This is a genomic window from Stenotrophomonas sp. CASM114 (assembly GCF_049384325.1).
Classification (GTDB): Bacteria; Pseudomonadota; Gammaproteobacteria; order Xanthomonadales; family Xanthomonadaceae; genus Stenotrophomonas; species Stenotrophomonas muris.
On the sequence record NZ_JBMRGJ010000016.1, the window covers coordinates 18046 to 39461 of the forward strand.

General features: G+C 69.2%; 17 protein-coding genes. 11 read left to right on the plus strand and 6 right to left on the minus strand.

The window, feature by feature from the left end:
* Positions 1-62 precede the first annotated feature (62 nt).
* The 5 genes from VG566_RS14790 to VG566_RS14810 all read left to right on the plus strand — a co-directional run bounded on the left by VG566_RS14790 (position 63) and on the right by VG566_RS14810 (position 5179).
* Positions 63-272, plus strand: coding sequence for a DUF1656 domain-containing protein (locus VG566_RS14790; protein WP_010487502.1), 210 nt, complete (start codon positions 63-65; stop codon positions 270-272).
* Positions 269-1186 carry an HlyD family secretion protein gene (locus tag VG566_RS14795; RefSeq protein ID WP_241884720.1) on the plus strand — a complete coding sequence of 306 codons (918 nt, stop codon included), beginning with the start codon at positions 269-271 and terminating at the stop codon, positions 1184-1186. Before VG566_RS14790 ends, VG566_RS14795 begins: the two co-directional genes overlap by 4 nt.
* Positions 1183-2643 (plus strand): efflux transporter outer membrane subunit, encoded by a 1461-nt coding sequence (locus VG566_RS14800; RefSeq protein WP_241884719.1) that lies wholly within the window; start codon positions 1183-1185, stop codon positions 2641-2643. Before VG566_RS14795 ends, VG566_RS14800 begins: the two co-directional genes overlap by 4 nt.
* Positions 2644-2646: 3 nt before the next feature.
* Positions 2647-4686 (plus strand): FUSC family protein, encoded by a 2040-nt coding sequence (locus tag VG566_RS14805; RefSeq protein WP_241884718.1) that lies wholly within the window; start codon positions 2647-2649, stop codon positions 4684-4686.
* A gap of 94 nt (positions 4687-4780) precedes the next feature.
* A complete protein-coding gene (locus tag VG566_RS14810) occupies positions 4781-5179 on the plus strand; it encodes a hypothetical protein (RefSeq protein WP_241884717.1) in 399 nt (132 codons plus the stop codon).
* 226 nt (positions 5180-5405) lie between these two features.
* Here the strand turns inward: VG566_RS14810 and recD are convergent, their stop codons facing one another.
* The 3 genes from recD to recC are packed head-to-tail and all read right to left on the minus strand — an operon-like array spanning position 5406 to position 14301.
* Positions 5406-7286: an exodeoxyribonuclease V subunit alpha gene (recD, locus tag VG566_RS14815; protein ID WP_241884716.1), complete on the minus strand. Its 1881-nt coding sequence runs from the start codon at positions 7284-7286 to the stop codon at positions 5406-5408.
* Positions 7283-10960 (minus strand): exodeoxyribonuclease V subunit beta, encoded by a 3678-nt coding sequence (recB, locus tag VG566_RS14820; protein WP_241884715.1) that lies wholly within the window; start codon positions 10958-10960, stop codon positions 7283-7285. The genes recD and recB overlap by 4 nt, the downstream gene beginning before the upstream one ends.
* Positions 10957-14301 carry an exodeoxyribonuclease V subunit gamma gene (gene recC, locus VG566_RS14825; RefSeq protein ID WP_041863987.1) on the minus strand — a complete coding sequence of 1115 codons (3345 nt, stop codon included), beginning with the start codon at positions 14299-14301 and terminating at the stop codon, positions 10957-10959. Before recC ends, recB begins: the two co-directional genes overlap by 4 nt.
* Before the next feature lie 189 nt (positions 14302-14490).
* Between recC and VG566_RS14830 the strand changes: the two genes are divergently transcribed.
* From VG566_RS14830 to VG566_RS14855, 6 genes are read left to right on the plus strand one after another with little or no spacing between them, the layout of a single operon-like run.
* Positions 14491-15279, plus strand: coding sequence for an ABC transporter ATP-binding protein (locus VG566_RS14830; RefSeq protein WP_014648934.1), 789 nt, complete (start codon positions 14491-14493; stop codon positions 15277-15279).
* Positions 15279-16028 carry an MlaE family lipid ABC transporter permease subunit gene (locus VG566_RS14835; protein ID WP_005414955.1) on the plus strand — a complete coding sequence of 250 codons (750 nt, stop codon included), beginning with the start codon at positions 15279-15281 and terminating at the stop codon, positions 16026-16028. Before VG566_RS14830 ends, VG566_RS14835 begins: the two co-directional genes overlap by 1 nt.
* A gap of 59 nt (positions 16029-16087) precedes the next feature.
* Positions 16088-16612 (plus strand): outer membrane lipid asymmetry maintenance protein MlaD, encoded by a 525-nt coding sequence (mlaD, locus tag VG566_RS14840; protein WP_014039020.1) that lies wholly within the window; start codon positions 16088-16090, stop codon positions 16610-16612.
* The gene (locus VG566_RS14845) at positions 16609-17289 is read left to right on the plus strand and encodes an MlaC/ttg2D family ABC transporter substrate-binding protein (RefSeq protein ID WP_423172669.1); all 681 of its coding nucleotides are present in this window, start codon (positions 16609-16611) and stop codon (positions 17287-17289) included. Before mlaD ends, VG566_RS14845 begins: the two co-directional genes overlap by 4 nt.
* Entirely contained in the window at positions 17279-17590 is a 312-nt protein-coding gene (locus VG566_RS14850) for an STAS domain-containing protein (RefSeq protein ID WP_014648936.1), read from the plus strand. The genes VG566_RS14845 and VG566_RS14850 overlap by 11 nt, the downstream gene beginning before the upstream one ends.
* A gap of 1 nt (position 17591) precedes the next feature.
* On the plus strand, positions 17592-18602 hold the full coding sequence (locus VG566_RS14855; RefSeq protein WP_241884713.1) for an MlaA family lipoprotein: 1011 nt from the start codon (positions 17592-17594) through the stop codon (positions 18600-18602).
* A gap of 84 nt (positions 18603-18686) precedes the next feature.
* On the opposite strand, the gene VG566_RS14860 is transcribed toward VG566_RS14855, so the two are convergent.
* The 3 genes from VG566_RS14860 to rmuC form a co-directional block, all read right to left on the minus strand.
* Positions 18687-19232 (minus strand): glutathione peroxidase, encoded by a 546-nt coding sequence (locus VG566_RS14860; protein WP_014648938.1) that lies wholly within the window; start codon positions 19230-19232, stop codon positions 18687-18689.
* Positions 19233-19358: 126 nt separating this feature from the next.
* Positions 19359-19748 carry a hypothetical protein gene (locus VG566_RS14865; RefSeq protein WP_241884712.1) on the minus strand — a complete coding sequence of 130 codons (390 nt, stop codon included), beginning with the start codon at positions 19746-19748 and terminating at the stop codon, positions 19359-19361.
* Positions 19749-19809: 61 nt separating this feature from the next.
* Positions 19810-21378, minus strand: a complete 1569-nt coding sequence (rmuC, locus tag VG566_RS14870; protein ID WP_014648940.1) for a DNA recombination protein RmuC — start codon at positions 21376-21378, stop codon at positions 19810-19812.
* Positions 21379-21416 lie beyond the last annotated feature (38 nt).

Here is a 21416-nt window from a genome sequence, read left to right on the forward strand (position 1 = left end):
TTTTACCCGTTGCCGTTGTTTCGTTGTTCCTCCCCTCCCCCACCTCGCCCCCGCCCCTACCGATGCCCGGTGAATTCAGTCTCCACGGAGTGTTCGTCCCGACCCTGCTCGGGCTGATGTTGTTGGCCTACCTGGTCAACAGCGGCCTGCACGCGCTGCTGCAGCGTGCCGGCGCCTATCGCCACGTATGGCACCCGGCGCTGTTCAACCTGGCCCTGTACGGGATCGTGCTTGGCCTGCTGTTCCACCTCCTGCGTTGGATGCAATCGTGAACAAGATCGTGAAGAAGACCCTGCCGGTGCTGCTCACCAGCGCAGCCGTGATCATCGCCCTGCTGGTGCTGCGCCAGCTGTGGGTCTATTACATGGATGAGCCGTGGACCCGCGACGCCCATGTCGGCGCCGACGTGGTGCAGGTGGCGCCGGATGTCTCCGGGCTGGTTGAAACGGTGCAGGTGGCCGACAACCAGGCGGTGAGCAAGGGCGACCTGCTGTTCGTGGTCGACCGCGCGCGCTATCGCATCGCGCTGGAACAGGCCAAGGCCAGCCTGGCCGAGCGCCAGGCCTCGGTGGCCCAGCTGCGCCGCGAGATCGGCCGTGACCGCAGCCTGCAGGACTTGGTTGCCGCCGAGGACGCCGAAGTGCGCCGCGCCAAGCTGCAGGCCGCACAGGCCGCGCTGGCCACGGCACAGGCCGCCGTGGACCTGGCCGAGCTCAACCTGGGCCGCACCGAGGTGCGCGCGCCGGCGGACGGCCGGGTCAACGATCGCACGATGCGCGTGGGCGACTACGTGGTGGCCGGCAAGCCGGTGCTGGCGCTGCTGGACACCGGTTCGTTCCGCATCGATGGCTACTTCGAGGAAACCCGGCTGCGCGGCGTGGCGCCGGGGCAGCGCGTGGACATCCGCCTGATGGGCGAGTCGACCCCGCTGCGTGGCCATGTGGAGAGCATTGCTGCCGGCATCGAGGACCGCTACCGCAGCAATGGCAGCTCCCTGCTGCCGAACGTGACCCCGGCCTTCGACTGGGTGCGCCTCGCCCAGCGCATTCCGGTGCGCATCGCCATCGACGAGGTGCCCAAGGGCGTGGAACTGATTGCCGGCCGCACCGCGACGGTGACCGTGGACACCGGCCGTCACCCGCACAACGACAAGGCCGGCACCGCGCCGACACAGGCGGGCCTGTGAACGCCGCCCTGCCCCGTCTCGGCCTGATCGTCGCGCTGGCCAGCCTGGCCGCGTGCAGGACCGTTGGCCCCGACTATGCACTGCCGGAAGGCTCGGCCTTCAAGCGCCCGGAGGCCAATGCGGCGTTCATCGATACGCAGAACCCGCAGATTGCCGCCAACCAGGCGCTGCCCGACCGCTGGTGGTCGCTGTACAACGACCCGGTGCTGGATGGCCTGATCACCCAGGCGCTGCGAGACAACGTCGAACTGAAGGCCGCCGATGCGCACCTGCGCCGTGCGGCGGCGGTATACGAACAGGCGCTGGACGCCGGTGGCTTCGAGTACGAGGCCGAGGCCGGGGTCAGCCGCGCGCAGCTGTCGGCCGAATCGTTCCTGCAGGAGCACGAACTGCCGGTGATCAACCTGGCCGATGGCAAGTTCGCGGTCAGCTACCAGTTCGACCTGTTCGGCAAGCTCAAGCGCGGCGCCGAGGCGGCGCGTGCCGACGAGCAGTCCGTTGCAGCGGCGCGCGACCTGGCCCAGGTCAGCGTGGTCGCGCAGGTCGCCGACAGCTACCTGGAAATCTGCCACGCCAACCACGAACTGCACGTGGCCGAGCATTCGCTGCAGCTGCAGCAGCGCAGCCGCAGCGTCACCGAGCGCCTGATCGCGGCCGGCCGCGGCACGCCGCCGGAGCTGGCCCGCGCCAATGCGCAGGTGGCACTGCTGGAAGCCGCGCTGCCGCCGCTGCGCGCGCAACGTTCGGCGGCCGCCTATTCGCTGGCCGCGCTGCTTGGGAAAACCCCGGGCCAGCTGCCAGCCGGCGTGATCGACTGTGCGCACGCACCCGGCCTGGCGCAGCCGCTGCCGGTCGGTGACGGCCGCGCGCTGCTGCAGCGCCGCCCGGACGTGCGCCAGGCCGAACGCAAGCTGGCCTCGGCCACCGCGCGGATCGGCGTCGCCACCGCCGAGCTGTACCCGGACATCCGCCTGGGCGCCTCGCTCGGCGCCGCCGGCCTGCTGGAAGACTTCGGCACGCCGATGACCCAGCAGTGGTCGATCGGCCCACTGATCTCGTGGACGTTGCCGTCGTCCGGTACCCACGCGCGCATCCACGCCGCCGAAGCCGGTGCCGACGCGGCACTGGCCGAGTTCGACCACACCGTGCTGCAGGCGCTGCGCGAGACCCAGACCGCGCTGGACCGCTACGCGCAGGACCTGCGCCGGCTGCAGTCGCTGCGCACTGCGCAGGAACAGGCCGCATTGGCCGCCGAGCAGAACCGCCGGCTGTACCAGGGCGGCCGCACGCCGTACCTGTCCAGCCTGGATGCCGACCGCAGCCTGGCCACCAGCGATGCCACCCTGGCGGCCGCCGAAGCGCAGGTCTCGCGCGACCAGATCCACCTGTTCCTGGTGCTGGGCGGTGGCTGGCAGGCAAGCGCCACCGCGCCCAACGCCTCGACCGCAGCGAAGTAAACCATGAACGTGCTGACCGACCGCCAGGCCTGGCTGTTCTCGATCAAGACCTACCTGGCCGCAGTGGCCGCGCTGTACATCGCCATGGCCGGCAACCTGTCGCGCCCGTACTGGGCGATGGGCACGGTGTACATCGTCAGCCAGCCGCTGCTGGGCCCGACCCGGGCCAAGGGCGTGTACCGCATCGTCGGCACCCTGGTGGCCGGCCTGGCCACCCTGCTGGTGCTGCCGGCGCTGGTGGAGACGCCGCTGGTGCTGAGCGCGGCCATGTCGATCTGGCTGGCCGGCTGCCTGTTCATGGCCCTGCTCAACCGCGGCCCGCGCGGTTACGCGTTCCTGCTGGCCGGCTACACCACCGCCTTCATCGGTTTCCCTGCGGTGACTTCGCCGGAGACCATCTTCGACACCGTGGTGGCGCGCAGCGAGGAGATCATCCTCGGCACCGTGGTGGCGGTGCTGTTTGCTTCGCTGCTGTTCCCGGCCTCGGTACGCCCGATGCTGCGCGCCCGCATCGGCAACTGGATGGAGGACGCCGCGCAGTGGTGCCGGCAGATCCTCGAACGCGGCCGCGCGCACGCGCCGCGCAACCGGCTGGCCGCGGACCTGGTGCAGTTCGAGGCGCTGATCGAATTCCTGCGCCGCGATGATCCACGCCATGCCGGTTCGGCAGTGTCGATGGAGCGCCTGCGCGAGCGCATGCTGCTGCTGTTGCCGGTGCTGTCCTCGATTGCCGATCGCCTGAGCGCGCTGCGCAGCGATGGCCAGGCCCTGCCGGATGGGCTGCCGGCGCTGGTCGACGACATCCGCGATTGGCTGGATGGCCCGACCAACGCCAGTGAGTACGCGCGGCTGCGCGCGCGCATCAGCGCGCTGAAGCCGCAGGTGGACCGCGACCTGCAGCACCTGCAGCTGGCCAGCCTGCTGCTGCGCCTGGAGGAACTGGTGGACCTGTGGCAGGACTGCCGCACCCTGCAGCACGCCATCGACCACGGCACCGCGCCGCTGGACCGCGCGCATTACCGCATCCGTACCGAACGCGTAGCCGCTGACAAGCACGTCGACTACGGCATGGCGCTGTTCTCCGCGCTCAGTGCCGGCGTGGCACTGATGAGCTACTGCGTGCTGTGGATCGCGCTGGGTTGGGAGGGCGGTGGCAACGGCGCGATGATGGCCGCGGTGACCGCGGCGTTCTTCGCCGCGCAGGACGACCCGGCACCGAGCATGGTGTCGTTCCTGGTGTGGGCCATGGTCGCCTCGGTGGTGGCCGGCGTGTACCTGTTCGGCGTGTTCCCGGCCGTGCACGACTTCGGCCTGCTGGCGCTGGTGTTGGCGGTGGCGTTCCTGCCGCTGGGGCTGATGCTGCACCGCCCCAAGAGCGCGCTGTTCGCACTGCCGCTGACGGTGAACCTGGCCGCGCTGCTGAGCCTGCAGAACACCTACAGCGCCAACATCCAGACCTTCCTCAACTCGTCGATCGCGATGTTCATCGGCATTGGCTTTGCGGTGGTGATGACCCGCCTGTTCCGTTCGGTGGGTGCCGAGTGGACCGCGCGCCGGCTGGTGCGGCAGGGCTGGACTACGCTGGCCGAGGCCGCCGAAGGGCGCGGCCAGCAGGACCGCCAGCGCTTCGCCGCACGCATGCTCGACCTGCTGGGCCTGCTCGCGCCGCGCCTGGCGGCAACCCCGGAGGGCAGCGACATCGCCTCGGTGGATATGCTCAACGAAGCGCGCATCGGCCTGAACATCCTGCAGCTGCGCCGCGCGCGGCTGGAACTGCCCGAGCGCAGCCGCGAAGCGGTCGAGCACATTCTTGAGGAGATCGCCGCGCACTACCGGCGGCAGATTGCCGCACGCAAGCCGATGGTGGCGGCCGACGCATTGCGCGAGCGGCTGGATACCTCGCTGGGGCGGGTCGGCAGCGTAGCCGCCTGCAAGGCACGCGACGAGGCGCTGATGGGCCTGATCGGCCTGCGCTTCGCGCTGTTCCCGGAGGCGAAGGCGCTGGCGCCGGGCCTGGCCATGAGTGCAGCCGAACAGCCGTAGCGCGATACCCTGTGCGTCCACAGACCCCGTTGCCGGGGTCGGATCCTTCGCTGCGGGCGAAGGCTCTGACCCCTGCTCTGCACAGGAAGCTCCAATGAGTTACGACATGATGGTGTTCGAGGCCAGCGCCGCACCACGCGAGGCGGCAGCTTTCATCGCCTGGTTCGAAAAGCAGACGCAGTGGAACGAGCGCCACGAGTACGACGACCCGGCAGTCAGCAGCGCGGCGCTGCAGGCGTGGTTCGCGGAGATGGCGCAGGACTTCCCGCCGTTGAACGGCCCATTGAGCAACGACGATGACGACCGCGCCGAGGTGACCGAGTACAGCATCGGCCAGCAGGTGATCTACGGTGCGTTTGCCTATTCGGTGGCCGAACGCGCGCACGGCCGCGTGCAGGACCTGGCCGACAAGCACGGCGTGGGCTTCTTCGATGTGAGTGCCGATGAAGCGGCGATCGTGTTCCCGGATGGGCTGGTGTTGATCGCGGAATAGGTGTGGCGGCAGGGCTGCGCCCTGCACCTGCCGAAACAACGTCAACAGCAACGTCAAATGCGTGCTCTCCGTGGGTTGGCGGGGTGGGTCCACGCCATGCGTGGATGAACGTCGGAATGATCGAAGTACGCTTTTGTAGAGTCGAGCCATGCTCGACTGCTTTTGCCTGGCGATCAGGTGAAGGGGTCGGATCCCGTTCCCGGTGGGAACGGGATCCGACCCCGATTCAGAACAACTGGCCCTGCACCGTGGGCTGTTCGAGGCGCGCCGGTGCTTCGGCCACCGCTTCCGCACCCAGCCGCCAGGCCAGGCCACCCAACCGGCTGGCGTGGCGTTTCAATGCGGCCTGCAGCACCTCTGCGCTGCCCGCCACATGCAGCACTTGGCGGGCGCGGGTCAGGCCGGTGTAGACCAGTTCGCGCGACAGCACACGGCTGTCCTGGCGTGGCAGCTGCAACCACACTTCATCGAACTCCGAGCCCTGTGCCTTGTGCACGGTCATCGCAAAGGCGCTTTCGTGCGCGGGCAGTGCCGCCGGGTGGAAGGCGCGCGGCTGCTCGACGGTGTCGCCGGGGAACCAGGCCACCATCGCGCCACTGCCATCGCGCAGGCAGATGCCGATATCGCCGTTGAACAGGCGGTGCCGGTAGCTGTTCTCGGTCACCAGCAGCAGGCGGCCCTGGAAGTAGCCCGGGGTGTTGCCGGCCAGCAGCTGTTCGATGCGGCTGTTGAGCCCGCGCGCGCCCTGCGGGCCTTCGCGCAGCGCGGTCAGCACGCGCAGTCGCCCGGCCTGCTGCAGGGCAAGCACCGGATCGGCGGCGTCGGCCAACGCACGCCAATGGCCCAGCAGGTGCTCGCGCTGGCCGCGCAGCGGGTCTGCCTCACCTTCATTGAAATGCACGCCTGCCAGTTCACCGCCGCGCAGCAGCTGCAAAGCGGCGACGGCGTCACCCTCGCGCACGGCATCTGCCAACGGGGCCAGCACCAGTGCATCGCTCTGCCGGTACCCTCGTTGCAGCTGCACGCGGCGGCCGGCGAAGGTGTTCGGTTCGGCCTGGGGCTGCAGCGTGGACGGCGCCAGCAATCCACGCAGCGCCTGCGCGTCATCGGCGCGGGTGCCGATGCCATCACCGCTGGCACGCAGGATCGCACTGAGTACGTCGCCGGCCTCCACCGACGGCAGCTGGTCGGGATCGCCGAGCAGGATCAGCCGCGTGCCGCTGGCGATCGCATCGACCAGCTTGGCCATCATCGGCAGATCGATCATCGAGGCTTCGTCGACCACCACCACGTCCACCGGCAGCGGATTGTCGGCGTGGTGGCGGAAGCGCGGCGAATCCGGGATCACGCCGAGCAGGCGATGCAGGGTGGTGCCGGAACTGGGCAGTGCCGCGCACAGCGCCGGGTCCACGCCGTGCTCCTGCAGGCGCTGCACGGCCAGCCGCAGGCTCTCGGCCATGCGTTCGGCGGCGCGCCCGGTGGGCGCGGCCAGCGCCACCTCGGGCAGCGGCTGGCCAGCGTGCCGGGCCTGTGCGGCCAGCAGCAGCAACAGCCGCGCGATGGTGGTGGTCTTGCCGGTGCCGGGACCGCCGGTGACCAGCGCCAGCGGATGGCGCAGGGTCACGCCGGCGGCGCGTGCCTGGTGATCCTCGCTGCCCAGTGCCTGCGGGAACAGCTGCGCGAACAACGGTGCCAGCGCGGCCATGTCCGGTGCCGGCAGTGGATGCCGGCCGATGCGCTGCAGCCCGGCCGCCAACTGCCGCTCGTACTCGCGATAGCGGCGCAGGTAGAGCAGGCCGTTCTCCAGCACCAGCGGCGCATCCTCGGCGATGGCATCGGCCTGCTCCGGCGTCGCTACCCAGGGCGATGCGCGCAGCTGCGCCAGCCAGTCCTGCGCGGCAGGCCACTCGGGCACGCCGTCCAGCAACCGCTGCGGCTGTGCCGGATCAAACCCGGCGTGGCCCTGCGACACCGCCAGCGAGGCGAGCGCGGCCGCCAGCGCCACACTGTCCGGCGTGTCGTCGCGCAACCGCTGCAGGCTGGTCGCCAACGCGTGATCGAGGGTGCGCAGCAGGCCCTTCTGGTGCAGTTCCTTCAGCAGGCTCATGCGCTGGCCCCACGGGCACGTGCGGCCAGTTCGGCCTGGGCCTGTTCGCCACCTGCGAACAGTGCGTCGAGTGCATCCACCAGCGCGAACGGGAAGCGGTCCACATGCACGCCGTTGCCGGCAGCATCCAGGCCGCGGCAGAACAGGTAGCGGATGCCCCCCATGTCGCGCTCGTAATCGTAGGCCGCGCCCAGACGGAAGCGCAGCCAGCGATGCAGGGCCACGGTATAGATCAGCGCCTGCAAGTCGTACTCGCTGTGGCGCATGGCAATGGCCAGCAGGTCCGGACTGTAGCCGGGCAGCCGGTTGGATTTGTAGTCGAGCACGTACCAGCGCCCGTCGCGCACGTAGGTCAGGTCGATCATGCCGGTCATCAGCCCTTCCAGGCGGCGGCGCTGGCCGAAGCCGCGACGCGCACTGGAAACCCCATGTGCATGCAGCAGCTGCAACAGCGCCGGTACCGTGGTCGGTTCGATGGCGAAATGGAAGTCGATTTCCGCGCGCCGCTCGCCTTCGCCCAGGCTGTGCAGCGCACCGCCCTCGGGCAGTGGCACGGTGAGCGTGTGGCCGACCAACGGCACCAGCACCGCCACGCCATCGTCCAGGTCGACGTCGGCATAGCCTTCATCGTGCAGCGCCTTGCGCAGCACCTCGGCCTGGCCCTCGGGCGCTTCCAGGCCCGGCTGCCAGCCCCCCCACGCAGCGAAGTCGACGTTCTCCATCGCCTCGTGCAGCACGTTGCCGAAGCGGCTGCCCATGAAGCGCGGGTCGACCGGCGGGCTGCCTTCGACGGCGGCGGGTTCCGGCAGCGCGGGCTCCAGCGGCAGTTCCGGGCCCGCGGGTTCGTCGGCGGCGGGCGCCGGCAGCTCGGTGGCGGCGGCTTCAATATCACTGCCAGCGCCCGCGTCGGCATGCGCCAGCTGGGTGAAGCTGTATACCCACCAGTCGTGCGGCACGCGCCGGGTCAGTGCACGCACTGCCGGAAGATCCCCTTCCACTTCGGCCGCCAGCTGCGGCAGCGCGGCCACTGTCTCACTGTCATCGATGTGCACGTCGGCGTGCGCGCGCAGCGCCTGCAGGTCGCCCAGCAGCGGCGCCAGGCGCGTCTTGCCAAGCCCGGCCAGATCACCCACGGCGATCCACAGCGCATGCTCGGCGCGGGTCAGTCCCACATACAGCAGGCGCGCATCCTCGGCCCGCTGCTCACGCTCGCGCTGTGTGCTGGCCGCTTCCCAGGCCTCGTCCCTGTCCAGCTTCCAGTGCAGCTGGCGCTGGCCATCGACGTGCACGGTGCAGTGCGAGGCGGTGTTCGGTGCGCCGCCGTCGATGCCGACGAAGGGCAGGAACACCAGCGGATACTCCAGGCCCTTGCTCTTGTGCAGGGTGATGATCTGCACGCGGCGTGCATCCGATTCCAGGCGCAGCAACTGCTGCTCGTCATCCTGGTCGGCGCTGGCCATCTGCCCCTGCAGCCAGTCCAGCAGGCCATGCATGCCCAGCGCCTGCGCCGAGGCTTCCTGCAGCAGTTCGCCCAGTTGCAGGTAGTTGGTCAGGCGGCGCTCGCCGTCGATCAGCGCCAGCAGGCGTTCGCCGTGCGCGGCACAGACATCGGCGATCACCGCGAACGGACCACCGCGCTGCCAGCGCTCGCGCCAGTGCAGCAGCTGCGCCTGGAACCCGCGCTGCAGGTCGCCCTCGCGCTCCATCGCCGCGATCGCACTGGCCCGCTGGCCCAGCAACACCGTGGCCAGCGCTGCACGCAGGCGGCCTTCGTCTGCCGGTTGCAGCAGCGCCAGCAGCAGCGCGCGCAGATCACGTGCCTCACTGGTGGCGAACAGGCTCTGCTTGCCCGCCGCCACTGCGGGTATGCCAACCGCAGCCAGCGCGCGCTGCACCAGCGTCGCCTCGCGATGCGAGCGCACCAGCACCGCGATATCACCAGGCTGCACCGGGCGCCGACGCAACACCGCTTTGCCCGCACGCGCCTCGACCAGGGCCTGGTGGATCGCAGCCACGCAGGCCTGGGTCGCTGCCTCACGCGAGGCATCGGCACTCATCGCCTTGTCACCCCCGCTGCGCAGCACGCGCAGGGTGAGTGCCTTGGCGGCGTGGCCGTCGTGCAGATAGTCCTCATCGGTGCGCACGCCACCGGGACGCACCGGCTCGAACTGGATGTCACGCTCGAGGAAGGCGTCCTCACCCCCGTTGTCGTACAGCGCCTGCAACGCGCGCAGCACTGACGGTCGCGAGCGGAAGTTCTGGTCCAGCACCGGCGCCTGCTGCGCCACCTGCTTGGCCTTCAGGTAGGTGTGGATGTCGCCGCCGCGGAACCCGTAGATCGCCTGCTTGGGATCGCCGATCAGGAACAGCGCCGGTGCCAGGCCGAGTTCGCGCACCTCCGGCGAATCGCCGAACACGGTGTGGAAGATGTTCCACTGGCGATCATCGGTGTCCTGGAACTCATCGACCAGCGCGATGCGGTACTGCGCGCGCAGCTGCCTTACCAGCGGCAGCCGCTGCGGGCCTTCCAGGGCCAGTGCCACGCCATCGATCAGATCGTCATAGGTCTGCACCCGGCGCGTGCGCTTCAGCGCCTGCAGGCGCTGCATGGCTTCGGCGCGAAGCGCGTGCAGGAAATTCAGCGCAGTACCACGCAGCCAGGCATCGCGTTCGGCCAGCAGCGCGACATAGCGCGCCAACGGCACCTGCACTGGCGACGACGGCGTGCGGTCGGGGAACTTCTTGTTGGTCTTGTCGGCCAGCACCTCCGGCAGCAGTGCCGGCAGGCGCTCGCTGGCCAGCAGCTCGCGCGGGTCGCCCCGCTCGGCCCAGGCCAGCAGCTGCCGGCCCAGCGTGTGCAGCCAACCCAGCTTGTAGGACACCCCGTTGATCCACTTGTTGTCGACGGCATCGCAGAGGTCGATGAAGAACTGCTCGCCATGCCCGCGCAGCGCCTGCTGCAGTTCGGTGGCGGCGGCCTGCAAAGCCGGCTGTGGATCGGCCAGCGCCACCGGCCGCGGCAACGGGTGCAGAGGCGGCGCAGCCAGCAACGCGCGCAGATCGGTGGCCAGCGCGTCCGGGTTGGACCACAGCCAGGTCAGCGGCTCCAGCGTGGCCGCGTCGTTGGCATGCACCCGCCACAGATCGGCCGCCAGTTCCTCCAACAGCTCACGGTCGCTGGCCAGTAGTTCCGGCGGATCGAAGGTATGGCCGCTCTCCAGCGCATGCTCGCGCAGCACGCGGGTGCAGAAGCCGTGGATGGTGAAGATCGACGCCAGGTCGATCTCATCGGCGGCCACCTGCAGGCGGCGCTTCAGTGCGGCGGCGCTCTCGGTGCCCCCCTGCAGATGGCGCTGCAGCACCTGGCGGGTCAGCCTCGTGTCCGGTGCTTCGCCCTCGGCCGGTTCCAGATCGACCAGGCGCGCGGCCAGCGACAGGCGCTCGCGGATGCGCTTGCGCAGTTCCTGGGTGGCGGCATCGGTGAAGGTCACCGCCAGGATCTGGCCGATGCGCAGGCCCTGCTCCACCACCAGGCGGGTGAACAGCGTGGCCAGGGTGAAGGTCTTGCCGGTACCGGCGCTGGCCTCGATCAGGCGGATGCCATCCAGCGGCAGGGCCAGATAGGGATCGCCCGCCATGCGCTGGGAGTCCTCATCGACGATGGCGGTGCTCATGTGCTGCCCTCCTGGCGTGCATCGGCGCCAAGGGTGCGGCCTTCGCGCACCGCGCTGAAGACCACCTGGCTGTTGCGCAGCAGATCGGCATAGCCGGCGTCGGTGGCAAATGGATCGGCACCGCGCAGCAGCAGCTGCCAGGCGTCGCTGCTGGATTCACCCCAACTGCGGTCGCTGCCGTGCCACTGCTTCCAGCCTTCGCTGCGCTGCTTTTCGGCCGGCGCGTTGTACAGCACCCAGCCGGTGTAGGGGGCAAAGCGCAGCGGTTCACGCAGTCCGCGTTGGCGCAACTGCAGCAATGCGCGCAATGCCGCGCGTGCAGCAGGAGCGCTCAGTGCCGGCAGTACATGCGGGCCGGGACCGGCGTCGCCGCCATCATGGAACTGCACCAGCGGCAGGGCATCGCCGGCAGCGTTGGCCAGCAGCCAATCCAGGCCCTGGCGGATCACCGCAGTGCCATTGAGGGTGCCAGCGCGCAGGCGCACCAGCCCGTCGGGGTGTCGATCGGCCACACGGCCATGCAGGCGCACGCCATCGATCTCCACTTCATAGCGGCGGCTTTCCAGCGGCTCGCCCCGCATCCAGCCCAGCAATGCACTGGCATACGGGCGGGTCTTCAACTGCTCCACCTCGAACTGGCGCTCGCCCAGGGGGCCCGACGGCAGCAGGCCACGCGCGCGCAGCCGCGGATACAACGGCTCGGTATCGCCACTGAGCGTGGCGCGTACCACCGCCGCCTGCACGCTGCGCTTTTCCGGCCCGCGCGAGGACAGCACCAGCGGTTCCAGGTCATCGACCTCCTCGACATCGTCGGCCAGGCGCAGGCCCAGCGACTGCGCCAGGAACTGCCCGGCCGGATCGCACAGGAAGCGGCGCAGGGTATCGAGTGCAACGTCGTCTTCCACCGCATCGTCGAGCGGCGGCAACGCGGCATCGAACCACGGCTGCAGGCCTCCGCGCGCGCCGGTGAGGCGACCGGCGGCCGGATGCCATTGGCGGCGATAGCTGAAGCGGCGTGGATCACCGTCACCGAACGCCGCCGGAGAGAACGGCTGCAGTGCGTGGCGCACGGTGAAGTCGCGGACCGCCGCAGGCGGATCGAGGTGATACGCAGCGGCGGCATCGATCAGTTCACTGACCAGCACCGACGGCTCACGCGCGCTGCCATCGCGCGGATCGGCACCGAGGTAGCTCAGGTAGAACACCTCCTGCGCGGCGGCGAACAGCTGCAGGAACAGGAAGCGGTCGTCTTCGCGGGTGGAGCGGTCGCCGGGCCGGCGGCGCGGCGTGTCCAGCTCGGCAGTAAGCTGGTTGAGACCGGCAGCCGGGTCACGGCGCGGGAAATCGCCATCATTGAGACCGAGCACGCAGATCACCCGGAACGGCAGCAGGCGCATCGGCACCATGCGGCCAAAGCTGATGCCACCGGTCAGCAGCGGCGCGCGCGTATCGGCCTCGCCCAGTGCTCCGGCGAAGTGCGCGCGCACGACCTCCGGCGGCACCCCGTCCGTGAAGCCGGCCTTGGCGGCATCATCGGCGAACTGGTTGAGCAGCTTGCGCAGGCGCTCCAAGGCACGCTGGCTGTTGGGCGAACTGGGCGCAGTCGGCAGCAGCGCGTCCAGCAGCGACAGCAGGCGTTGCCGCCACTGCGCCGGCGTCAGCAGTTCGCCGAGGCGGCGCTGGTAGACCGCCAACACGCGCAACAGGCGCAGCAGCCGGTCCAGGGCGTCCAATGCGCCGCCCTCCAGCTCGATCCACGGGGCAACACCGGCCAGGTCGGCCTCGCTGCCGGTGGCATGACCGAGCACCAGGCGATCCAGCGCGAACTGCCAGGTGTAGGCGTCGTCGGCCGGGGCCTGGTGCTGGTTGCGGTGCTTCGCATCCAGGCCCCAGCGCGCGCCAGCCTGCTGCAGCCAGCCATGCAGGCGATCAAAGTCCACCGCCTCCAGCCCGGCCGCTTCGGCCAGCGGCGCGCTGGCCAGCAGGTCCAGCACTTCGTTCAGGCCGAAACGCGAGACCGGCAGGCCCAGCAGGTGCACGAACACGTCGGCCAGTGGCTCGCCGGCGAGCGGACTGCTGTCGGCCAGCGCATAGGGAATGTGCTCGTCCTCGCCCCCACGGCCGCCGAACACTGCTTCCAGATACGGCACATAGGGGTCGATGTCCGGTGCAAGCACAGCGATCTCCCGCGCCTGCAGCGGCGGGTCGAAGCGCGGGTCCTGCAGCAGGCTGCGCAGCTGGTCGTGCAGCACCTGCAGTTCGCGCAGGCGGGTATGGCAGGCATGCACCTGCAGGCTGGGATCGTCGCTGCGCAGCCCGTCGCGCAGCTCGCCCGAGGGCAGCGCACGGCGGTGGAACAGATCGCGCTGCAGGCGATGCAGCAGGCTGTCGGACAGTCCACCTTCGGCCAGCGTCGGCCGGGTGTCGTCCTCCGGATCCGAATACGCGGCAATCTCGCCGGCCGGGTGCACCACCTCGTAACTGCCCAGCACCGCCATGAAATCGCGCCCGGCCGCGCCCCAGGCTTCCAGCAGGCGGTTCTCACCGGCCGCTTCACCGAAGGGATCGGGCGCGCCGCTGCGCAGGCGCTCGGCCAGCGTCTGCAGGTCACCCCAGTACGACTGCACCGGCGTGGGCATATAGAAGTGCAGCTCGCCCACCCGCGCCTGGGTGGCCATCACCCGCAGCACATCGGGCGAGATGTTGAGCGTCGCGAACGCGGACATGCGTGGTGGCAGGCCCTGCGGCAACGGCTGGCCGGCGCCCTCGAAGCGGTCCAGGTAAGCCTGGATGCGGCGCGCGCGGTAGTCGTGGCCAGCGGCGATGCTGCGCCAGAGGATGGCCTGCGGGTCGGCCGGGTCGGCGCCGGCCTCCCAGCGCAGCAGCCAGTCGCGGCGCCAGGCCTGGTACTTCTCGAACACCGACGCCAGTTCACCGGCCAACGCCCACGGCTTCAATGCATCGCTACCGGCAAGATAGGACTGCAGCGCGCGCATCGGTGGCTGCGCCAGCAACGCCGGGTCGCGCAGTGCCTGGTACACCTTCCAGTGCAGGCCGGCCGCGTCCAGGTCGTCGCGTTCGCCGGGCACATTGGCGTTGAGTGCACGGGCAACGAACTCGCCCGGGGTCAGGAACTCAAGATTGGCGGCCACGCCATATTCGGCAGCGAGTGTTGCTTGCAGCCAACGCCGCATCGCCACCTGCGGAATCAGCACCACCTCCGGCGCCAGCAGCGGCTGACCCGCAACCGGCGCACGCACGTTGCGCGCCAGCAGCGCGGCCAGCACGTCCAGGGAGTTGGAATGGTAGAGGCGGAAATCGCTGCCCGGGTCACTCATCATGCACAGTGTGCAGCACGGCAGGCAGTATTCAATGGCCGGCCCATCGCCGGTACGGATTGTTCCGGGCTGCCGGCCGATTATCCCGGCCTGGCAGGGATCTTGCCGTGCCACAATACTGGACCGTCCAGTCTGCTTATGTTCAGCCGACGGGCCCGATCCTTCGATGTCTAAAAAACGTTAATGGTGCCCATGTCGGCTTCCACCTCCAGTCTGGTGCAGTTATCCAACGTCCGCATCGACCGGAGCGGGCGCACGATCCTGCGCGACGTGTCGCTGCAGGTGCCCAAGGGCAGCATCACGGCCGTGCTGGGTCCGTCCGGCAGCGGCAAGTCGACCCTGCTGGCGGCACTGACCGGCGAACTGCGCCCGGTGGCTGGCGAGGTCACCCTGTTCGGCAAGCCGATTCCGCAGGACAGCGGCGCGCTGCTGGAAATGCGCAAGAGTGTGGGGGTACTGCTGCAGGGCAACGGCCTGCTGACCGACCTCACTGTGGCCGAAAACGTCGCGCTGCCGCTGCGCACGCATACCCGCCTGCCGACCGCCGTGCTGCGCCGCCTTGTGGAAATGAAGCTGCATGCGGTGGGCCTGCTGGCCGCTGCCGATGCCTGGCCGCGCGAGCTGTCCGGTGGCATGGCGCGCCGCGTCGCGCTGGCCCGCGCGCTGGCGCTGGACCCGCCGCTGATGATCTACGACGAGCCACTGACCGGGCTGGACCCGATCGCCTCTGGCGTGATCATGAGCCTGATCCAGCGCCTCAACCACAGCCTGGGCCTGACCAGCATCATCGTCAGCCACCACGTGCACGAGACCCTGCCGATCTGCGACCAGGTGATCGCCATCGCCAATGGCGGCATCGTGTTCCAGGGCACGCCCGAGGCGCTGCAGTCCAGCCAGGACCCGTTGCTGCGGCAGTTCCTGCACGGCCAGCCTGACGGCCCCATCCCGTTCGATGCCGCACCGCGCGCGAGGGTCGCCTGATGCCGTTCGTCCAAGCCACCCGCTCGCTCGGCCGCGCCGGCCTGTTCTCGCTGACCGTGCTGCGTGGTTCGCTGCCGACCCGTGATTTCCTGGCCGAACTGACCCGCGAGATCTACAAGATCGGCGCGCGCTCGCTGCCGATCATCGCCGTCGGTGGCGCCTTCGTCGGCCTGGTGCTGACGCTGCAGGGCTACCGCACGCTGACCACCTTCGGTGCGGCCGACGCGCTGTCGACCCTGCTCGGCCTGTCGCTGTACCGCGAACTGGCACCGGTGCTGACCGCGCTGCTGTTCATCGGCCGCGCCGGCAGCTCGATCGCCGCCGAACTGGGCCTGATGCGCGCCACCGACCAGATCAAGGCACTGGAGCTGATGGCGATCGACCCGGTGGCCAAGGCCGTGGCGCCGCGCTTCTGGGCGGCGGTGCTGACCGTGCCCCTGCTGACCGGCATCTTCTGTTCGCTGGCGATCAGTGCCAGCTACTTCGAAGCGGTACACGTGCTGGGCCTGGACAATGGCGTGTTCTGGTCGGCGCTGCGCAACAGCGTCGATTTCTGGGATGACTTCGGCGTGGCGATGCTGAAGTCGGCGATCTTCGGCGGCACCGCCGCGCTGGTCGCCGCCTACGTTGGTTTCCACGCCGAGCCGACCATCGAGGGCACCTCGGTGGCGACCACCCGTGCGGTGGTCAACGCCTCGCTGCTGGTACTGATGTTCAACTTCGTGCTGTCGGCAATGTTGTTCACCTAACCCCTCCACAGGCGGTGCGCAGGCGCGCGCGGCCACCACGACTCGATCAGGTAATCCACATGGCCATCCGCGGTCCCAGACTCGAATTCTCCGTCGGCGCCTTCCTGCTGCTGGCCCTGGCCTCGCTGATGGTGCTGGCCGTGGCCTCGACCAACCAGCGCTGGAGCTGGGGCAGCCAGGGCTACGAGCTGAAGGCGCGCTTCTCCCAGGTCGGCCAGCTGCGCAAGCAGGCGCCGGTGAAGATCGGCGGCGTCACCGTCGGCCAGGTCGCCTCGATCGACCTGGATCCGGTGAAGTTCGAATCCATCGTGACCCTGCGCATGGACAGCAAGGTCAAGGACCTGCCGGCGGACACCTCGGCCGGCATCTTCACCAGTGGTTTGCTCGGCGAGAGCTATATCGGTCTGCAGCCGGGCGGTGACCCGGACGTGCTCAAGGCCGGTGACGAGATCGTCTTCACCCAGCCGGCGGTGGACCTGATCCAGCTGGTCGGCAAGTACATGTTCAGTGGCGGCGCCGGTGGTGGCGCAGGCCAGAAGCCCAACGATGGCGCGCAGGCGCCTGCAACGGAACCGCAACCATGAAGATGAAACTGATCCCGGCCCTGCTCGCCTCGGCGCTGCTGGCGGCTACTCCATTCCTCGCCCAGGCCCAGGCCCAGGCCCAGGCCACCGCTCCCGCCCCCGCCGCTGCCGCGGCGCAGGGCCAGGCCGGCAAGGTGGTGATCGATGCCAGCACGCGCATCCTCACCACCCTGCAGCAGCGCCGCAGCGAGTTCAGCAGCAACCCGGCCAGCCTGCGCAGCTACATCGACAGCGAACTGAACCGCACCTTCGATCGCGACTATGCCGCGCGCCTGGTGCTGGGCCCGCACGCCCGCGGCGCCTCGGATGCCGACATCAAGCTGTTCGCCGATGCCATGGCCGACAGCCTGATGCAGCGCTACGGTTCGACCCTGCTCAACATCCAGGGCAAGCCGAGCTTCCGCCTGAAGGGTGAAAGCCCGCTGCCGGGCAACCGTGGCGTGCGCGTGAGCACCGAACTGGTGCGCGCCGGCAATGAACCGACCCCGGTCGAATACTGGATGCGCAACGTGAACGGTCAGTGGAAGATCTTCGACGTCAACATCGAAGGCATCTCCTACGTGCAGACCTTCCGCAACCAGTTCGATACCCCGCTGCGCCAGAAGGGCATCAAGCAGGTGGCCAGCGAGCTGCACAGCGGCAGCATGCAGGCCGGGCCCGCCGGCAATGGCAAGTAACGCACTTGCGCTGCTGGAAGGCGACACCCTGCGCCTGCGCGGGGTGCTTGACCGTGCCGCGGTGATCGCACTGTGGCCGCAGCTTCAGGCCCTGCCGGCCAAGCTGGCGCGGCTGGAGCTGGGTGAGGTCGAGCGCGTGGACAGCGCCGGCCTGGCCCTGCTGGCCGAGCTGGCGGCCCGTGCACGCAAGGCGGGCCATGCGCTGGCCATCTCCGGCGCGCCCGCCGGCTTCAACGAGCTGAGCGCAGCCTACCGGCTGTCGCCCGACCTGGATTTCAACGCTACTTCTGCTGCGAGCTGACATGAACGTCGTACGCACTTTCCCCCTGATCCTCCTGGCCACCGCCCTGACCGCCTGTGCCGGCAAGCCCGCGCGCAGCGATGCACCGGTCGCCAGCACCGTGGTTGCGCCCGGCCCTGCTGCTCCGGCCGCAACGGCCGATACCGGCGGGGTCGACGCTGCTCCGGTCGCCTCCGTGGCCAACCCTGCCGCGCCCACCGCTTCAGCGCCGACGGCTGCGCCGCAGGGCATAGAGGCCAGCCCACCGAAGGCCGCAGCGTCCACCGCCGCCGCCGGCGACGATGATTTCGACGCCCTCTATGGTGGTATCGGCAACACCGGCAACGCGGCGGCCTACGATCCGTGGGAACCGTTCAACCGCAAGGTGCACACCTTCAACAATGCGGTCGACCGCGGCGTGGCGCGCCCGCTGGCCACCGCCTATACCCATGTGGTGCCGCGTTTCGCGCGCACCGGCGTCAGCAACTTCTTCAGCAACCTGCGTGCGCCGGTGACCATCACCAACCAGCTGCTGCAGGGCCGTGGTGCCGATGCGTGGGACAGCCTCGGCCGCTTCCTGATGAACAGCACGCTGGGCATCGGTGGCCTGTTCGATCCAGCCAGCAAGGCGATGGTGCCGCGTCGCAATGAAGACTTCGGCCAGACCCTGGGTGCCTGGGGCTGGCGTCGTTCGCGCTACGTGGAACTGCCGTTCTTCGGCCCGCGTACCGTACGCGACGTGTTCGGCCTGGCGGGTGACATCCCGTTGTCGCCGATCCGGCGCGTCGAGGAAGACAAGATCCGCATCGGCCTGCAGGGCCTGCAGCTGGTCGACACCCGCGCACAGCTGCTGGCGATCGACGATCTGCGCGACACCGCAGTGGACGAGTACGCCCTGGTCCGCGATGCCTGGATGCAGCGCCGCAACTACCAGATCGAGAACGATCTGCGCAGCAAGCGCGACCGCGGCCATGACGATGCCAATTCGCCGATCCCGGTCGATGCGATGCCGATGCCGCAGTGGACCCACTGAGGCCGTGCGACGGTGCATGAAAAACCCCGCCTCGGCGGGGTTTTTCTTTTCCGGTGGGTGCCAACCCTGGTTGGCACGCCGTGCTCAGGCCGCCAGCGCGGCCTCGATGGCCTCGCGCAGGCGCGCGTCATCGGCGGCCACGTCCGGGGCAAAGCGTGCGACGACCTTGCCATCACGGCCGACCAGGAACTTCTCGAAGTTCCACAGCACCGCCGGTGCCGGATGGATCGGGATCTCCTTGCTGGCCAGGCGCTCACGCAGCGGGCCTTCGCCGATCGACTGCGGCTGCGCGGCGGTCAGCTGCTGGTACAGCGGGTGGGTGTCCTCGCCAGCCACGCTGATCTTGGAGAACATCGGGAAACTGACATCGTAGGTGAGCTGGCAGAACTGCTGGATCTCGGCCTCGCTGCCCGGCTCCTGGCCAAGGAAGTTGTTGGCGGGGAAGCCCAGCACTTCCAGGCCCTGCGCGTGCTTTTCCGCATACAGCGCCTGCAGGCCTTCGTACTGCGGGGTCAGGCCGCACTTGGAGGCGACGTTGACCAGCAGCAGCACCTTGCCCTGGTAGTCGGCAAGCGAGGACGGCTGGCCGTCGATGGTGGTGAGGGGAATGTCCTGGATCGGGGTGCTCACGCGGGGGCTCCGGCTACGGCGGGGAATGGCCCACCAGCATAGCGCCGCGCGCGCTGTTGTAGAGCCGAGCCCATGCTCGGCTGATGGTATGGCAGCCGAGCGTGGGCTCGGCTCTACAGGCAGGATTCAGTCCACGCAGATCGTGCCCTGCGCCTTGCCATCATCGATGCGCTGGCGGCACCCGAAGTTCTGGCGCACATCACGCTGGCAGGTACCGGTGGCGGCACTGCCGGCGGCCACCTCGGCTCCGGCCAGGCACTGGCCCGTGCAGTCGCTCTTGCGGCTGCAGGCCTTGCCGGCGTCCGCATAGGGAATCACGCACTGCTCGCGCTGCAGGCGGCCGAGCCGCTGCAGCGTGCCGCCAGCGGCCTGGCAGTCGACGTCACGTGCTTCGCGGTAGGCCTCGCTGGCTTCCGGCGCAGGAGCGGCCGTAGTCGTGTCGGCGACCGGGGGCGTGCTGCTGCACGCAGCCAGCAACGCAGCCAGGACAAGAACGGCACAGGAGCGCATGCGCATGTCGATACCCGCCACGGACTCAGGGTGCCCAGCATAGCCAGGCGCAGGTGCACGGGACGTGTCAACCCGCATTGCCGTCCTCGTCGTCCTCCGGCGCGCCCAGCTGCTGCATCGGGTCCGGGGTCAGCTCCGGGGGCAGCGCGCGCTTGGCCTTGCTGCCCAGTTCGGCAAGCCGACGGGCGCGGCTGATGGCCGACTGCGGCGAATCGATCAGGCGATTGCGCGCATCGGCGTAGGCCTTGCCGGCATCGTCCAGCTTCTTGCCCATGGCGGTGAAGTCCTGCAGGAACCCGGTCAGGGCGTCCAGCACCAGACCGCCGGCCTCGCTGATCTTCAACGCCTGCTTCTGCACCTTGTCGCGCGTCCACAGGCGCTCGGCCACGCGCAGCAGCGCCATCAGGGTGTTGGGCGAGGCGAACACCACGCGGTTGTCGAAGGCGAACGCCTGCAGGCTGCCATCGGCGCCCAGTGCGGCTGACAAGGCACCCTCGATGGGAACGAAGGCGATGGTGATGTCCAGCGTCTCGCTGCCCAACGCCTTCGGATAATTCTTCTCGCCCAGGTCCTTAACGTGCTGGCGCAGCGCAACCGCGTGCCTGCGCAACGCGTCTTCCGACTGCTCCGGGGTAGTGGCATTCATGGCTTCCTGCCAGGCGATCAGGTTCACCTTGCTGTCGATCACCACGCTGCGTTCGTCGGGGAACTGCACCACCACGTCCGGTCGCAGGCGCGCACCTTCGTCATCCACGGCATGCTTCTGCCGCTGGTAGTGCACGCCCTCTTCCAGCCCCGATCCGCGCAGCACGTTGTCGAGCATCAGCTCGCCCCAGTCGCCGCGGACCTTGGCATTGCCCTTCAGCGCATTCGTCAGCGCCGATGCCTGCGCCGCCATGTCCTGGTTGAGCGTCTTCAGTTCGCCCACCGCACCCAGCAGGCTGGCGCGTTGCCGCGCTTCCTCGCCATACAGCGTATCGACGCGGGTGCGGAAATCGCCCAGCTTGTCGGCGAACGGCTTGAGCAGCCCCTCGATGTCCGCGCGTGACTGCACTGTCGCCTGCCGCACGTTCTTCTCGAACTGCTGTCCGCGTTCGTCGAACACCTTGCCCGCCAGTTCGGCGAAGGCGCCCGACAGCTTTTCCTTGGCGGTATCAAGATAGCTGCGCAGTTCGGCACTGGCCCGTTCGGAGTGCTGCAGATTGGCCACCGCGCGGGCATGTTCACCGTGCAACTGCTGGTAGCGCTGCTGCGCCTGCTGCAGCTCGCTGCTGGTCTCCGCAACGGCAGCGCGCGCCTGCGCCAGGGCCGCTTCACGTTCGGCCAGCTGTGCTTCGCGACTGGCCGACAGCGCTGCTTCGCGCTCCACCCGGGCGGTCAGCGTAGTGACGGCCTGTGCGTGCTGCTGGCTGCGGCTCCGTTCGTTCTCCAGTTCAGCGCTCAGCGCATCGAGGCGGCCGCGCAGCTGGCCGGCATCGACCAGGGCGAGGCGATGCTGTTCGCGTTCGCTGTCCAGCAGCCGCTGCAGTTCGTCGGAGGGTGCACCGCCAGCACTGCGACGCCACAGCAGCACCAGCGCGACCAGGGTCGCCAGCAGCAGGACCACTGCCAGGATCATGAGGACTTCGATATTCATGCGATCAGTTTAGCCCCGCTGCGCTAGGCTGGGTCGGT